This is a genomic window from Pseudomonas sp. MWU318, assembly GCF_016756945.1.
GTDB classification, from domain to species: domain Bacteria; phylum Pseudomonadota; class Gammaproteobacteria; order Pseudomonadales; family Pseudomonadaceae; genus Aquipseudomonas; species Aquipseudomonas putida_A.
Genome location: NZ_JAESJL010000007.1, coordinates 194,049 through 209,434 on the forward strand (window position 1 = coordinate 194,049; position 15,386 = coordinate 209,434).

13 protein-coding genes are annotated in these 15,386 nt (G+C 56.2%); 5 read left to right on the top strand and 8 right to left on the bottom strand.

Translation table 11 applies throughout. The features are described from left to right. Positions 1-104: 104 nt before the first annotated feature. Entirely contained in the window at positions 105-1,334 is a 1,230-nt protein-coding gene (locus JN524_RS17990) for an MFS transporter (protein ID WP_202370198.1), read from the bottom strand. A gap of 746 nt (positions 1,335-2,080) precedes the next feature. Beyond that, positions 2,081-3,664 carry a peptide chain release factor 3 gene (locus JN524_RS17995; RefSeq protein ID WP_027610807.1) on the bottom strand — a complete coding sequence of 528 codons (1,584 nt, stop codon included), beginning with the start codon at positions 3,662-3,664 and terminating at the stop codon, positions 2,081-2,083. A gap of 449 nt (positions 3,665-4,113) precedes the next feature. Between JN524_RS17995 and JN524_RS18000 the strand changes: the two genes are divergently transcribed. The 4 genes from JN524_RS18000 to JN524_RS18015 are packed head-to-tail and all read left to right on the top strand — an operon-like array spanning position 4,114 to position 7,538. After that, a complete protein-coding gene (locus tag JN524_RS18000; RefSeq protein ID WP_177409065.1) occupies positions 4,114-4,803 on the top strand; it encodes an ABC transporter permease in 690 nt (229 codons plus the stop codon). 21 nt (positions 4,804-4,824) lie between these two features. Next, positions 4,825-5,718, top strand: a complete 894-nt coding sequence (locus JN524_RS18005) for a glycine betaine ABC transporter substrate-binding protein (protein ID WP_202370199.1) — start codon at positions 4,825-4,827, stop codon at positions 5,716-5,718. A gap of 12 nt (positions 5,719-5,730) precedes the next feature. Next, positions 5,731-6,384, top strand: coding sequence for an ABC transporter permease (locus tag JN524_RS18010; RefSeq protein ID WP_003221593.1), 654 nt, complete (start codon positions 5,731-5,733; stop codon positions 6,382-6,384). Beyond that, complete coding sequence (locus JN524_RS18015; RefSeq protein ID WP_008088750.1) at positions 6,381-7,538, top strand: osmoprotectant ABC transporter ATP-binding protein OsmV; 1,158 nt, start codon at positions 6,381-6,383, stop codon at positions 7,536-7,538. Before JN524_RS18010 ends, JN524_RS18015 begins: the two co-directional genes overlap by 4 nt. A gap of 51 nt (positions 7,539-7,589) precedes the next feature. Here the strand turns inward: JN524_RS18015 and JN524_RS18020 are convergent, their stop codons facing one another. Both JN524_RS18020 and JN524_RS18025 read right to left on the bottom strand, forming a co-directional pair. Then, complete coding sequence (locus JN524_RS18020) at positions 7,590-8,414, bottom strand: hypothetical protein (protein ID WP_237403105.1); 825 nt, start codon at positions 8,412-8,414, stop codon at positions 7,590-7,592. A gap of 412 nt (positions 8,415-8,826) precedes the next feature. Beyond that, positions 8,827-9,162: a hypothetical protein gene (locus tag JN524_RS18025; protein WP_202370201.1), complete on the bottom strand. Its 336-nt coding sequence runs from the start codon at positions 9,160-9,162 to the stop codon at positions 8,827-8,829. A 2-nt stretch (positions 9,163-9,164) separates the two neighbouring features. Here JN524_RS18025 and JN524_RS18030 point away from each other — a divergent pair, with 2 nt between their 5' ends. Further along, positions 9,165-10,328 (top strand): type III PLP-dependent enzyme, encoded by a 1,164-nt coding sequence (locus tag JN524_RS18030; protein ID WP_202370202.1) that lies wholly within the window; start codon positions 9,165-9,167, stop codon positions 10,326-10,328. A 42-nt stretch (positions 10,329-10,370) separates the two neighbouring features. Here the strand turns inward: JN524_RS18030 and JN524_RS18035 are convergent, their stop codons facing one another. The 4 genes from JN524_RS18035 to JN524_RS18050 all read right to left on the bottom strand — a co-directional run bounded on the left by JN524_RS18035 (position 10,371) and on the right by JN524_RS18050 (position 15,242). After that, entirely contained in the window at positions 10,371-11,240 is an 870-nt protein-coding gene (locus JN524_RS18035; RefSeq protein WP_202370203.1) for a hypothetical protein, read from the bottom strand. 60 nt (positions 11,241-11,300) lie between these two features. Further along, the gene (locus tag JN524_RS18040; RefSeq protein ID WP_202370204.1) at positions 11,301-13,517 is read right to left on the bottom strand and encodes an alpha-xenorhabdolysin family binary toxin subunit A; all 2,217 of its coding nucleotides are present in this window, start codon (positions 13,515-13,517) and stop codon (positions 11,301-11,303) included. 285 nt (positions 13,518-13,802) lie between these two features. Then, positions 13,803-14,561, bottom strand: a complete 759-nt coding sequence (locus JN524_RS18045; protein WP_202370205.1) for a tetratricopeptide repeat protein — start codon at positions 14,559-14,561, stop codon at positions 13,803-13,805. Next, a complete protein-coding gene (locus JN524_RS18050) occupies positions 14,562-15,242 on the bottom strand; it encodes a Fe2+-dependent dioxygenase (RefSeq protein ID WP_202370206.1) in 681 nt (226 codons plus the stop codon). It lies immediately after the preceding gene. Positions 15,243-15,386 lie beyond the last annotated feature (144 nt).

Sequence of the window (15,386 nt, forward strand, 5' to 3'; positions counted from 1 at the left end):
TGAAATCTAGTTCCGATCAGCCGGGTTCACCAGATAGGACGCTAACGAGCCTGCTGAAATGCCCCGGCAGGGAAGATCACTTGTGAATAACCTCTATAACCGAATCAGCTAAGTGAGGTAGCGCGTGGACTGGCGACTTGCGCCTTGGCTTGGGTCGAAGAGCGTGTTGCGAGGTAGATCAGAGGCAAGGTCAACAAGGCCAGTGTCGCGCTCGCAAGCCATACGCTGTGCCCTCCGAAGTGCCCATACAGCTGACCACTCAGCACCGGCGACAACAAAGCACTGGCACTCCAGCTCATGAAAAACAAGCCGAAATACTGGCCGCTTTTGCCGCCCTGCGCATGCCGCATGACCAGCACATTCATCGGCGGCATGAAAAAAGCTTCACCCAACGTCCAGATCACCGTCGACAAACACACGTAAAACAGCCCCGAACCAAACGGCAGCATTCCCAACCCGACCGCCAGCAACACACAACCCGCCAGCAATTGCCGACGCAAGCCCCAGCGCTCGCCCCAATGCGTCAGTGGTATCTGCAGCGCCACCACCAGCATCGCATTAAGCCCGAACTGCCAGCCGATGGCTTCGGTGCTCAAGTGGTAGTAGTCACGCAGATAGTTGCCCAGCGTGCTGTAGACCGTGTCGAAGGCCATCCCCAGCAACACGGCCGCACCGAGCAGCCAGAGGAACGCCGCGTCGCGCAACGGTGTGCCAGTGCCAGCCTCGGTCACCTCATCGGGCTCGAGCACCTCACGGTGCCAGGTAGTGCGCACAAACCACAGCAACGCCAGCAACGTCATCGCCGCACTGACAAAAAACACCCAACGGAAATCCGTCTGCGCCAACACCCCGCCGGCAATACCGGCAGCCGCCATGCCAAGGTTTCTTGCAACCCGGCTCAAGGCTTGGGCGCGCGAACGCTGCGCAGGCTCGCAATACTCCATGATCAGCCGCTGATGCAGCGTTCGAATCGCCCCGTCGAGGGTGCCGCTGAGCAACAGCAAACCGGCCAGCAGCGGCACCTGCGTCACCAGCCCCAGCAGAATCAACACAAACGCAGAAACAAAGAACAACGCCGCCGTCAGCCGCGCCGTCCGCACATGGTCACTGAGCAAACCACCCAGCATCGAACCGACCAACAACCCGGCGCCGTAAGCCGACAACAGCCAGCCCACCGTCTCGATCGCCAGCCCCAGTTCCTGACGCAGATACAGCGCCATGAACAACTTGACCATGCTGCTCAGACGATTGATGAACAGCAACGCCGCAAGCACCCAGGCCATCAGGCTGAAATAGCCGTTGGGGCGCAGCAGATGGATGAGGTTGCGCGTCATTCCATTGACCTCTAAAAGCGACTGGCGTGAACCTGGAACACTAACCGGCAGCAATCCAGAAGTCGCGCTCAAGTACATCGAAGCCACAAAATACAGAGTCGTCCTACAACCCCTGTAGGAGCTGCCGTAGGCTGCGATCTTTTGACTTTGGCTCTCACGACTCAAAAGCAAGATCAAAAGATCGCAGCCTTCGGCAGCTCCTACAGGAGAACTCAGATTATTCAATTAAATTCAGGTCGGCTGTCAGGCCGCCATCGCTGGCAAGCCAGCTCCCACAGTTTTGATTTGTGTATGCCCCATGCGGCGCAGCCGCCCCACTCAAAACAATGAGCGCAAGCTCGAGTACCGCTTTTGATCTTGATCCACGGGCGACATCGGAAGGCTGAGTGGAGGGATTGATCCGGGGTGGGAGCGCAGCGACCGTTTGGCGAAGCCAAACACAGCGAGAGGAGGTGCAGCGAAGCAAACCGGAGGCGCTGCGCCCGGATCAATCCCGGAGCGAAGGGACCCCGAGCCCCAGCGAGCGGGCCGAACGTAGGAGCAAGCCTTTTGGGTTACCTTTTCGGCGTTTGGAAAAGGTGACTCGCCGTAAGGGCGAAACCCCTAAGTAGCCGTTACCGAAAAAACGGATATACACCTAAAACCACCCAAAGCCTGGTCGGCCCAAAGGCCGCCAAGACCAAAGCCCCAAAAAAAAGCCCCCAAGGCCTACACCTCAGGGGCTTTCGAACAAACCAGCTCAGCGCTTAGTGATGCTCACGCGTCGCACGGAATTTCACATCCGGCCAACGCTCTTCCATCAACGCCAGGTTAACCCGCGTCGGCGCGAGGTAGGTCAGGTGCCCACCGCCATCCAGTGCCAGGTTCTCCACCGCCTTGTTGGAAAACTCCTCAAGCTTCTTCTTGTCGCTGCATTCGATCCAGCGCGCGGAGTAAACAGTGATCGGTTCATACGAGCACTCAACCTTGTATTCCTCCTTCAAACGGCTGGCGACCACATCAAACTGCAGCACACCGACGGCGCCAAGAATGATGTCGTTGCTGCGCTCCGGGAAGAACACCTGAGTCGCGCCCTCTTCAGCCAACTGCTGCAGGCCCTGACGCAATTGCTTGGACTTCAGCGGATCACGCAGACGCACACGACGGAACAGCTCCGGGGCGAAGTGCGGAATACCGGTGAAACCGAGGACTTCGCCTTCGCTGAAGGTGTCGCCGATCTGGATGGTGCCGTGGTTGTGCAGACCGATGATGTCACCGGCGTACGCCTCTTCCAGCTGTTCACGCTCGGAAGAGAAGAACGTCAGGGCGTCGCCAATGCGCACGTCCTTGCCGGTGCGCACGTGGCGCATCTTCATGCCTTTCTCGTACTTGCCGGAGCAGATACGCATGAAAGCAATGCGGTCGCGGTGCTTCGGATCCATGTTCGCCTGGATCTTGAAAATGAAGCCCGAGAACTTCTCTTCCACCGGCTCCACAGTACGCTCGTTGGCGACACGGGCCAGCGGACGCGGGGCCCAGTCAACGACGGCGTCGAGCACGTGATCGACCCCGAAGTTGCCCAATGCAGTACCGAAGAACACCGGGGTCAGTTGACCGTCGAGGAACTCCTGCTGGTTGAACTCGTGGCAGGCGCCCTGCACCAGTTCCAGTTGTTCGAGAAAGCGATCGTACTCATCGCCCAGATGCGCGCGCGCCTCGTCGGAGTCGAGTTTCTCGATGATCTTGGTTTCGGTGCGTTCGTGACCGTGACCGGCGGTGTAGACAATGATGTAGTCGTCGGCCAGGTGATAAACGCCCTTGAAGTCGCGGTAGCAACCGATCGGCCAGGTGATCGGCGCAGCCTTGATCTTGAGGACGGCTTCGATCTCGTCGAGCAGTTCGATCGGGTCGCGGATGTCACGGTCGAGTTTGTTGATGAAGCTGACGATCGGCGTGTCACGCAGACGGCAGACGTCCATCAGCGCGATGGTGCGTGGCTCAACGCCCTTACCGCCGTCGAGCACCATCAGCGCCGAGTCGACCGCCGTCAGGGTGCGATAGGTGTCTTCGGAGAAGTCTTCGTGGCCCGGGGTGTCGAGCAGGTTGATCATGTGTTCGCGATACGGGAACTGCATGACCGACGTGGTAATGGAAATACCCCGTTGCTTCTCCATCTCCATCCAGTCGGATGTCGCATGGCGATCGGATTTACGGGATTTCACCGTGCCGGCCACTGCAATCGCCTTGCCCATCAACAGGAGCTTTTCGGTGATCGTGGTTTTACCGGCATCGGGGTGGGAAATAATGGCGAAAGTGCGGCGTTTCGCGACTTCGGCGGCCTGGTTGGTCATGGGAAATCGCCTGGCGGTGATTCAAAAAAGGGCGGCGAGTATAGCTTAAAAAGTGATCGCCAGACCACCGTCCCTCGGACCCGCAAAACCCTGTAGGAGCTGCCGCAGGCTGCGATCTTTTGATCTTGCTCTTAACAACAAAATCAAAAGATCGCAGCCTGCGGCAGCTCCTACCGATGGCCAGATGGCATCCGATGTGGGAACCTTTTGAAGCACGGAGACGTCCATCCCCTGTTACGACATTTCGTCAGGGGCTGAAAAATCAGCAAGTTAGCCTGACGAGGCTGCGCTCATGGCTCGCTTTCAGACCGCTTGTTGCCGGTGCTGAGGGAGCTGCTTCTCGCGAACGTTTATTTCCCGGCAGTCAGGCATGGCATGCCACACGGGACGGCGTTCGCCGACTATAAAAAAGGAGTCCGCCTGTGGCTATCCGCTATGGCAAAGGGCTGATGGGAGGTGCGGTGGTTATCGCGCTCCTGGCCCTGCTGATCCACTGGATCGGCATCAACACGATCGAACACTACCGCGACGATTTGTTGTTTTACCTGCAAGCTCATCTGATTCTCGTCCTCGCTTCAATGCTGGCCGCCCTTGTCGTGGGCATCCCCGCCGGTATCTTCCTCAGTCGCCCGACCATGGTCGGCCGCGCTGAACGCTTCATGCAGATCTTCAATATCGGCAACACCGTGCCACCGCTGGCCGTACTGGCAATTGCCCTGGGGATTCTCGGCATCGGCAGTGGTCCGGCGATCTTCGCTTTGTTCCTCGCGTCCCTGTTGCCGATCGTGCGCAACACCTACGAAGGCCTGAAAAACGTTCAGGGTTCACTCAAAGAAGCCGCCGTCGGCATCGGCATGACCCCGCGCCAGGTGCTGTGGAAAGTTGAATTGCCCAACGCCGTGCCGATCATCATCGGTGGCGTGCGCGTGGCACTGGCGATCAACGTCGGCACCGCGCCGCTGGCCTTCCTGATCGGCGCCAACAGCCTCGGCAGCCTGATCTTCCCTGGCATCGCCCTGAACAATCAGCCGCAACTGCTGCTCGGCGCCGCGTGCACTGCGCTGCTGGCCCTGCTGCTCGATGGCGTGGTCACCCTCGCCAGCCGCCTCTGGCTGGAACGCGGTTTGCGCCCGTCTTAAGGCTTTTGCGAAGGAATATTTATGAAACGATTTAGCTTGATCTTAGGCTGCATCATGCTGTTCGCAGGATTTGCCCAGGCGGCGGAAAAACCGCTCATTCGCCTCGGCGCCCGGGTATTCACCGAGCAGACCCTGCTCGCGGAAATCACCGCGCAATACCTGCGCAGCAAAGACTACGACGCGCAGATCACCGGCGGTCTGGGCAGCAACCTCGCCCGCAGCGCTCACGAAAGCGGACAACTGGACATGCTCTGGGAATACACCGGCGTGTCGCTGGTGGCCTACAACCATGTCACCGAGAAACTCGACAGCGAACAGTCCTACGCCCGAGTGAAAGAACTCGACGCGAAAAAAGGCCTGGTCTGGCTGACCCCGTCGAAATTCAGCAACACCTACGCCCTCGCCCTGCCGCAGAAAGTCGCCGAGCAATATCCGCAGATCAACACCATCAGCGAGCTGAACAAGGTGCTGCGCGATGAGGCCAAGACCAATCACCTGGTGGCGCTGGACACCGAGTTCGCCAACCGCTCCGACGGTCTGGACGGCATGGTCAAGCTCTACGACATGAACCTGACCCGCAAGAACATCCGCCAGATGGACGCGGGACTGGTCTACACCGCGCTGCGCAACGGCCAGGTGTTTGCCGGTCTGGTCTACACCACCGACGGTCGCCTCAACGCCTTCGGCTTGAAGCTGCTGGAAGACGACAAGCACTACTTCCCCGACTACACCGCCGCGCCGGTGGTGCGTCAGGCGTATCTGGACAAGCACCCGCAACTGGCCGAGCAACTCAAGCCGCTGGCGCAACTGTTCGACGACGAAACCATGCGCCAGCTCAACGCGCGGGTCGACGTCGATCACGAAAGCCCATCGAAAGTGGCAGCGGATTTCCTGCGCCAGCATCCACTCAATTAAGGAGGAAAAGTCATGGAATTTCTGAACGCCTTTTCCCACCTCGACTGGCAGCAGGTGATGCACCTGACCTGGCAGCACATCACCCTGGTTGGCATCGCGGTAACGCTGGCGATTTTCATCGGTGTGCCGCTGGGCATCCTGATGACGCGCTTCCCGAGCCTCGCCGGTCCCTTGCAGGCCAGCGCCACAGTGCTGCTGACCGTGCCGTCGATTGCGCTGTTCGGCCTGCTGCTGCCGTTCTACTCCAAGTTCGGCCAGGGCCTGGGGCCAATGCCGGCAATCACCGCTGTGTTCCTTTATTCACTGCTGCCGATCATGCGCAACACCTACCTCGCCCTGACCGGCGTCGAACCGGGCATTCGTGAAGCCGCGCGCGGCATCGGCATGACCTTCGGCCAGCGCCTGCGCATGGTTGAGTTGCCAATTGCAGTGCCGGTGATCCTCGCCGGGGTGCGCACCGCCGTGGTGATGAACATCGGCGTGATGACCATCGCCGCGACCATCGGCGCCGGTGGCCTTGGCGTGCTGATCCTCGCCTCCATCAGCCGCAGCGACATGTCGATGCTGATCGTCGGCGCGCTGCTGGTCAGTCTTCTGGCGATCTTCGCCGACCTTCTCCTGCAGTGGCTGCAACGTACGCTGACTCCAAAAGGACTCCTCAAATGATCGAACTTCAAAACCTCAGCAAGACCTTCCAGAGCAACGGCAAAGATGTCAAAGCCGTGGACTCGGTGAGCCTGACCGTCAATGAAGGCGAAATCTGTGTGTTCCTCGGGCCATCGGGTTGCGGCAAAAGCACCACGCTGAAAATGATCAACCGCCTGATCAAGCCGACCTCGGGCAAGATCCTGATCAACGGCGAAGACACCACCGACCTCGACGAAGTCACCCTGCGCCGCAACATCGGCTACGTGATCCAGCAGATCGGCCTGTTCCCCAACATGACCATCGAAGAGAACATTGTCGTGGTGCCGAAACTGCTCGGCTGGGACAAACAGAAATGCCACGACCGCGCTCGCGAACTGATGAGCATGATCAAGCTTGAACCCAAGCAGTATCTGCATCGCTATCCGCGTGAACTGTCCGGCGGCCAGCAACAGCGCATCGGTGTGATCCGCGCACTGGCGGCGGATGCGCCGCTGTTGCTGATGGACGAGCCGTTTGGTGCGGTCGACCCGATCAACCGCGAGATGATCCAGAACGAGTTCTTCGAGATGCAGCGCGCGCTGAACAAGACCGTGATCATGGTCAGCCACGACATCGACGAAGCGATCAAACTCGGTGACAAGATCGCGATCTTCCGCGCCGGCAAACTGCTGCAGATCGATCACCCGGACACCCTGCTCGCACACCCGGCGGACGACTTTGTCAGCAATTTCGTCGGCCAGGACAGCACCCTCAAGCGTCTGCTGCTGGTGAAGGCTGAAGACGCAGCGGACAACGCGCCATCGGTCAGTCCAGAGACCCCGGTGGCCGATGCGCTGGAATTGATGGACGAGCATGACCGCCGCTACGTGGTGGTCACCTGTGCCGAGAACAAGGCGCTGGGTTACGTGCGTCGTCGCGACCTGCACCGCCAGACCGGCACCTGCGCGCAGTATCTGCGCGAGTTCAATGCCACCGCGGCATACGACGAACATCTGCGCATCCTGTTGTCGCGCATGTACGAGTTCAACCGTTCGTGGCTGCCGGTGATGGATGCCGAGCGGGTGTTCCTCGGCGAGGTCACTCAGGAGTCGATTGCCGAGTACCTGAGCTCCGGCAAATCCCGCGGTGGCAAGACCAGCATCGTCTCCCCCGCCGAGACCGCGCTGGCCTGATAGAGCGCTGATGGGCCGTGCCCTGCAAGGGGCACGGTACAATTGAATGGATCAGGAAGAGATGGCCTGGTCACCGGCGATGAACTCGAACCGCACATCAGCCGATGACGTCCGGGGTAGCGTGATCCTGATTGCCGGAATCCAGATACCTGTCTGGTTCTTAAAATCCCGCTGGTCATACTGCGCATGGGCCTTGCCGGTGTCATCGATGTAAAACACCGCCTCGATCGGCAACGTGGTGCCCAGATTCTGCCCCCACTTGGCCATCCGGAATTCGTTCTGCGTACCGAAGGCGAAGTCGCCGCCCCGCCCCTGAGCCTTGATCGCCTCATTGAAAGCGGTAGTGGCGGCCTGGTTCAAATCGTCACGCACATCAAAGCCGCACAGATTCCCGTATTTGCCCGGTTGCTGATGGTAATGCGTGATGTATTGCTCGGCCGTATTGATACCTTGTGACTGGCAAGGTCGACTGGCAACTAATCCCGGACTTTGACCGCAGCCCTGACCTTCACGCTTGCTCGTTGCACCGTCCACCGGAAAGAAACAAAGTATCTCCGGCTCTATCTTACCCACGGGTTTGAAAAAGTACGGATACAAGATAAAACCATTGTTATATCCGTAGGCCAACTTGCTGAACTTCGCATCCGCCCGCAAGTAGGAAAAGGACACGCCAGTTGACGCTGGATTAGGGTTCCAGAAGTGAAACTGAGTAGAGTATTCAGTGGCTCTCAAAATGACCCCCGAACACAGGAATGCCGGGGCTGACAGGTTGTTGCGGCACATGCTCTCTTTGTTGTGGTAGGCCTCTGTAAGATAAGCGGCAATCTGTGGCCCGGTGCCGGCGCCCCTCACGCCAATCGAAGCGGTCCCGGGCATTTCCTCCCGCGGTAAGGGAGCGGACGGTTGAACTGCTTCGTGAGTGGCACAACCTGACAGTGTCAATACAACCAGCCACAGTAATATTCTGTTCATCCTTGTTACCCTGCATCCGCTTGAATTGATAGACAGGCGCACTCTCCCCATCATGCAAACGGGTCGACGGAGCCATTTCCAATAACAAAAAGAAACTGTGCTCGCCGATCACCAGACTTTATTTCAGAACTAATCGGCGCCCTCATCCTAGAAAGAAAACCGCAACTAAACACCTGTCAGAAATACTAGTCCTGACGGTTATCTCAAGGCTTTTTCGAGATTAAACGTCTGCGGCTTATTTCCATTTTTTCCAGGCATACCGACTGCGAAAATCCATGCTCGGGGGAACATCAGCCTGTCATGTCGGTCGGTTACATCAGTAAAGGAGGAAGACCGCACGACGGAAGCGTGCAAAAACGCGACATTTTTTGTTGATCTCAGGCCCCTCACGCCCTAAAGTTCGCGCCGAACGTCCATGCTGGAAACGATCCATCCGGCTCAAGTACTGACGACGAGACAGCAAGGCCAAGGGCAGCATCAGCGCCCGTGGCCTTTTTGCTTTCGGCGACATGCCTTGGGAAGTAGGCGAACCAAAGTGGGGATACGGAGGACGTTCAGGAAGGTGTGTCATCAATGCATTCACGAGTGCGAATTCATTGATGACACACCCTCGCACCCATTGATTAACGACGTTTGCCACCAGGAGTTCCAAGCATGTCGATCCAGGTCGAAGACTATTTCGCGCGCGAAACCTTTCAGAAAATGAAGGCGTTCGCCGACAAACAGGAAACCCCGTTCGTGGTGATCGACACCGCGATGATCGCCCAGGCCTATGACGACCTGCGCGCCGGTTTCGAATTCGCCAAGGTCTACTACGCGGTCAAGGCCAACCCGGCTGTCGAGATCATCGACCTGCTCAAAGAGAAAGGTTCGAGCTTCGACATCGCCTCCATCTATGAGCTGGACAAAGTCATGGGCCGTGGCGTCAGCCCGGACCAGATCAGCTACGGCAACACCATCAAGAAGTCCAAGGACATCCGCTACTTCTACGAGAAGGGTGTGCGCCTGTTCGCCACCGACTCCGAAGCCGACCTGCGCAACATCGCCAAAGCCGCGCCGGGTTCGAAAGTCTATGTGCGCATTCTGACCGAAGGCTCGACTACCGCTGACTGGCCGCTGTCGCGCAAATTCGGCTGCCAGACCGACATGGCCATGGACCTGCTGATCCTCGCCCGCGACTTGGGCCTGGTGCCTTACGGCATCTCGTTCCACGTTGGCTCGCAGCAGCGTGATATCAGTGTCTGGGACGCGGCGATCGCCAAGGTCAAAGTGATCTTCGAGCGCCTGAAAGAAGAAGACGGCATACACCTGAAACTGATCAACATGGGTGGCGGCTTCCCGGCCAACTACATCACCCGTACCAACAGCCTGGAAACCTACGCCGAAGAAATCATCCGCTTCCTGAAAGAAGACTTCGGCGATGACCTGCCGGAAATCATTCTGGAGCCGGGCCGTTCGTTGATCGCCAACGCCGGCATTCTGGTCAGCGAAGTCGTGCTGGTCGCGCGTAAATCCCGCACCGCCGTCGAGCGTTGGGTGTATACCGATGTGGGCAAGTTCTCCGGTCTGATCGAAACCATGGACGAGGCGATCAAGTTCCCGATCTGGACCGAGAAGAAAGGCGAGATGGAAGAAGTGGTCATCGCCGGTCCAACTTGCGACAGCGCCGACATCATGTATGAGAACTACAAGTATGGTCTGCCACTGAACCTGGCCATCGGTGATCGCCTGTACTGGCTGTCGACCGGTGCGTACACCACCAGTTACAGCGCCGTCGAATTCAATGGCTTCCCGCCGCTGAAATCGTTCTACGTGTAATCGACACCTCAGAGTAAAAAAGGCCCACTGAATGGGCCTTTTTTATTTTTTCAGCCAGTTTTCGAAGTGCGTCAACATCTGCAAAATCCCATCAGCGCCCGCCAGAGCCGATTCGATCTTGAAATTCAGCAGCCCCATGTTGGTCATATTTTCCGTTTGTGTGAGGGCAGTGCCCAAGCCTCTTGCACGCTCGGATACGTTTCTGAGGAATACGCCCATCTGAATATTCAGCGGTACAAACTCATTGAAGAGTTTTGCAATATCGGCCTGATACTCGGCAGCCCTGATCGTGGGGTCTGAAGAAGAGTAAGCAATGTCCCAGGGAGGCGTTGTGGCAGGATTTCTGAACAACTCTTGCGCGACAGTCGGTTGTGGATGGCAGGCACACGACTGCCAACCCATTATCTTGACAAATGCCGCGTTCAATCCAAATGATGCCTCGCCCAGCATGTCAATCTGGCCCTCAATCGGATTGATTACGCCGCTCAAGCTCCAGAAACAATTACCCAACTGGTGAACCAATCCCCTGGGGCTGGTAGGTGGAGACCGTCCCCAGTCAGTCGAGCGATACAGACTGTAACTAGTTACGTCAACCTGACTGACAGGTTCGCGTTTCGATGTTCTCTGCGTTATTTCCAAAGATTCGCGTCCAAACGTATCCAGGTCACTCAAATATCGACTGGACAAAATCCGCAAGTCCCGAATTCGCTCCCAGCTCCCTTGCAGATATTGTTCATAAAAGTTAACGCGGCTCAGGCGCGTATCCCAGGACAGTTCTGCGCGTTGATGGCCACTTTTTCGTCGTGCCTCAAAGACAACTTGTGTGTTGTCGTAGGTCGGTATCAACAGACCAAGCCAACGGATATAGCGATTCAGCACCTCGCGCTGCTGCGCCGAAAACTCATCATTCACTGAATTCATATTCCTTGTGCAGGAAGTGGACGAGCGATCACCCACTTCCTCACCTCCTTGTTATTGAGAAATGGATTTCAGAACGTTAACGGCTTCGGCAATTCGGGCAATTGCAGAGTCCGCCCGACCTTCCACCGGCACCGAAGTGTCCTGGGTAAACTCATTAGAGAGCAGATCAAAGTAGTTGATCAGGCTGGAAAACTCATTGGCGTACTTCGAACGTTCGTCATCCTGCTCGTCCAGCGTAGTGACCAGTTCGATACGCCCAACAATCCGAGTGCCATCGTTGAAGTGCTTTTGCAACTGAGCGCGCATTTCAGCTGCTTTGTCGCTGAGTCGACGGTACGCAGCCAGCATGTTGAGATAAGAAATCGCCTCACCAATACCGGAAATCAATTTTTTCAGGGTATCAATAGCCAACATGGCGATTTGAACTTGCGGAGGCGCCAGACCCAACGCCTTCAGATTTTCAAGCGATAACTGGGCTTCCTGGCCAATTTTTTCGATACCCGCCTTGGTGATCAGATCAATCGCATCGGAAATAGACTTTATTTCAGCAGTGAACGCTGCAATTTTCTCTTCTGATTGGGTCTTGAGTTCCTCGTTACTGACACGCTCTTCTTCCAGCTTGACGATCCACTCCGCCGACGCCTTGCGGTCATAGACTGCGCCAATGCTCTTGTGAATACTTTTCAAGTCTCGTGTTTGCGCAGAGACTTTGGCGAAAACATCTTTCAGTTCCACCTCCATATCCTCGCGCACCTCTTCCGCATCCTCGGGTGAACTCAATTCTTCCTGATAGGATTTTAAATGCCCCTGGGACAGCACCAGACTGATACTTAGTCTCTGCGCCTTGTCGCGCAAATCAAAAGTTGCCTTGTTCAACGCCAGCGCCACACCGTTCATGGCCCCGACAGTGCCAGGCATGTAATCGAATTGCTCAAAGAGCATTTGCGCAGTAGTGTTCAGCTGCTGCACGGACGCATTGTGTTCGCGCAGTTTTTGCATATTGAACGCTGGCTCGGCAGCGCTGATCGAAAAATTTTGCATTGCAGCCCTACTCCGAATCGCGACATTATTGTTTTGGTATTCTTTATCGGCTTCTGCAAACACCGCCAGCAACTGATCGGCCTTGGATTGTATTTGCTCCCACGGAGCGATGATGTGAATTATCTGATTCTTGAAATTGCGCAACGATACGGCCTCGTCGATGTTATTGACTTTATCAATAGAGGCTCTGACATAATCACTGAGCGCGTTCCAAACCAGCATGAGGTTTTGGGTTGCTACATCGGCCTCGAGCGCAACATAACTAAGGTTTTGCAGATCATCACGAACTTTATTCAGCGAATTCAACGTCTGATTCTTGCTGGCCATTTTTTGATTATCTGCCTGCTGCAGTTGCTTCAATACATTCCGCTCACGGCGTATTTTTTCAGCTTTGACACCTTGATAGATAGCCATGACCAGTCCACCAATGTTAAGACCCGCCGCATCTCTGATCGCATCTTGAACCAACTTTTCATATTGTTTGTTCAGCTCATCAATTTCAGCCGAACGCTGATCCATTTGACCTTGCAACTCTTTGATATCAGATGCGTATGTATTCCTGGAAACGAACTCCAGTCGCAGCTTGATTTCCGGCAGAACGGACGCTCGCATATCGGTGCCGAAACGATCCAGTTCCCCGCGTACCTGTTCGGCTTTTTGATGACAAAGCCTGATTGTCGATAGCAAGTCATTCAGATAACTTCGAATATCGGCGATATCGCCAGGCGAAAGATCAAGTTCTGGTAGTCCTGGCATTTGCCGTTGAAGTTCAAGAAATTGTTCAACAGTAGTAATATCGTGCTCTTCCAGATATTTAGAAGCCTTCAGATCTTCATACACTTCGACAATAGATGAACCCGTTCCGATGATGCTGCCAGCAAATATCTTCAGATCATTTCCCGTCAGCATTATTTTCTCGCGCAGAGGCGACCAGCGTCGAGCATGCTGATAGGTCGTGGTAAAAGTCCGCAAAAAATCCCGAGCTGTGCGTCCCACACCACCGTCATCACCGGAGCCATAGTTAAGATAAGCAATGACGTCGTCCATTTGAATTGGCAGAGACAAGCCCAGCGCCTCATATTTCCTCAGATTATTTATTTGCTCTTTGGTCACCTGGAGACCAGTTTCCCGATTGTAGTCCTCGCCCTCACCCAACGAAGCGTTCACAAAAAGCAATGGGGCTTTTATGGCGATTTCAATCACCTTGTCACTCATCTTGATGTCCATTCAGACTCCCTGTCTTTTTCGGAATTCAATATTGATTATTTGAGATCAGATAGTTCTGAATCGCTACAAGTCGCAGCAAACCAAAACCATCTAACGCAAACTTAGTGCTATAAGTTATGCACGTACAAGCCATCAAATATTAAATTTCAAGACAATCAAGCCCTGCACTTGAGCACTTCACAGCAACTTCAAGATCGGCCACTAGCAAACATGGAACTTCGACTAACAAAAACTCGAAACAACTGGACACTTCAAACCCGTATAACAGACAGTCACGTCAAAACTCTAGCGGGTAAGTAACTGGCTCAGCCGCAGCCGATACACTTCTGCCATTTCGCGGATTCGAGGATGATGGGCACTGAGTAATGATTCAATGCTCACCCGCAAGAAGTTCACGTTGCCGTGGGCGAGCGCCTTGTGCAACCAATCCAACGCCTCATCGGTCAGCCCTTCCTCGGCCAATACCGCCGCATAGCTGAACTGTCCACGAAAGTCACCACCCTGCGCCGAGCGTCGATACCATTCTCGGGCCGCCACTCGGTCCTGAGGGCAGAAAAGCCCCTCTTCCAGATAACGGCCAAACAGGTTCATGGATTTGGCATGCCCCTGTTCCGCAGCGCGACGATATAACGCCAGGGCTTGCGACGGGTCCTCTATTGTCCCGCGCCCGGTGGCAAGCAAATTGGCCAGGTTGTACATCGACCAATCCAGCCCTGCTTGCGCCGCGATACGGTAATGACGCGCGGCTAACGCAGCATTTGCCGTGCAACCCCAGCCGTGCTCAAGACAACGGCCCAGCATATTGCGCGACATCAAGTGACCCTGGCCGGCGGCAATCGCGAACCAGCGCAACGCCAGTGGCTGATCCTGAGCGATTCCTCGGCCGTCGAGCAGGATCTGCCCGAGCAAAGCCTGCGCTTCGACAATGCCTTCCCCCGCTCCCAGCACTATTGCCTGCGCTGCACGGCCCGGGCTTTCGGCGAGCATGGCACGGAGTTGTACGCCATCGAGAATCTCCTCGCGGCGCAATCGGAAGTCCGCCATTTACACCTCGACCCAGCGCCGCAAGAGATTGTGATAGGTGCCGGTGAGACGGACCAGCGACGGATGATCGGGCATGTCTTGCGTCAGTTGCTGGATCGCCCCATCCATCTCGAACAGCAGGGCGCGCTGGCTGTCTTCGCGCACCAGACTTTGCGTCCAGAAGAACGACGCATAACGCGCGCCGCGGGTGACGGCATTGACCTTGTGCAGGCTGGTGCCGGGGTACAGCACCATGTCGCCGGCGGGCAGTTTCACCCGTTGCGTGCCGAAAGTGTCCTGGATCTCCAGCTCGCCGCCGTCGTAATCCTCGGGTTCGCTGAAAAACAGTGTGGCCGACAGATCGGTGCGCACCCGCTCGATGCTGCCTTTGGGCTGACGCACGGCGTTGTCGATGTGAAAGTCGAAACTGCCGCCCGCCGTGTAGCAGTTGAGTAACGGCGGGAATACTTTGTGCGGCAGCGCGGCGGACATGAACAGCGGGTTTTTCCACAAGCGTTCGAGCATCGCTGCGCCGATTTCTTTGGCCAGTGGGTGGCCTTCCGGCAGTTGCAGATTGTGCTTGGCCTTGGCCGACTGATAGCCGGCGGTGATCTTGCCATCGGCCCAATCCGCCTGCTCCAGCGCCTCGCGAATGCGCTGCACTTCGTCTTTCGCGAACAAGCCGGGAATGTGCAGCAGCATGGCAAACGTACCTGATGGTAAAGGAGTGCCAATGGTATTGATTCTTATTGTCCGTGTAAAACCCGCACGACGGATGAATCGGCAAAAACCGTAAGGTTAAATTGTAAAGAATGTAAATTCGTCGCGAATAACAATGTTTCGCAA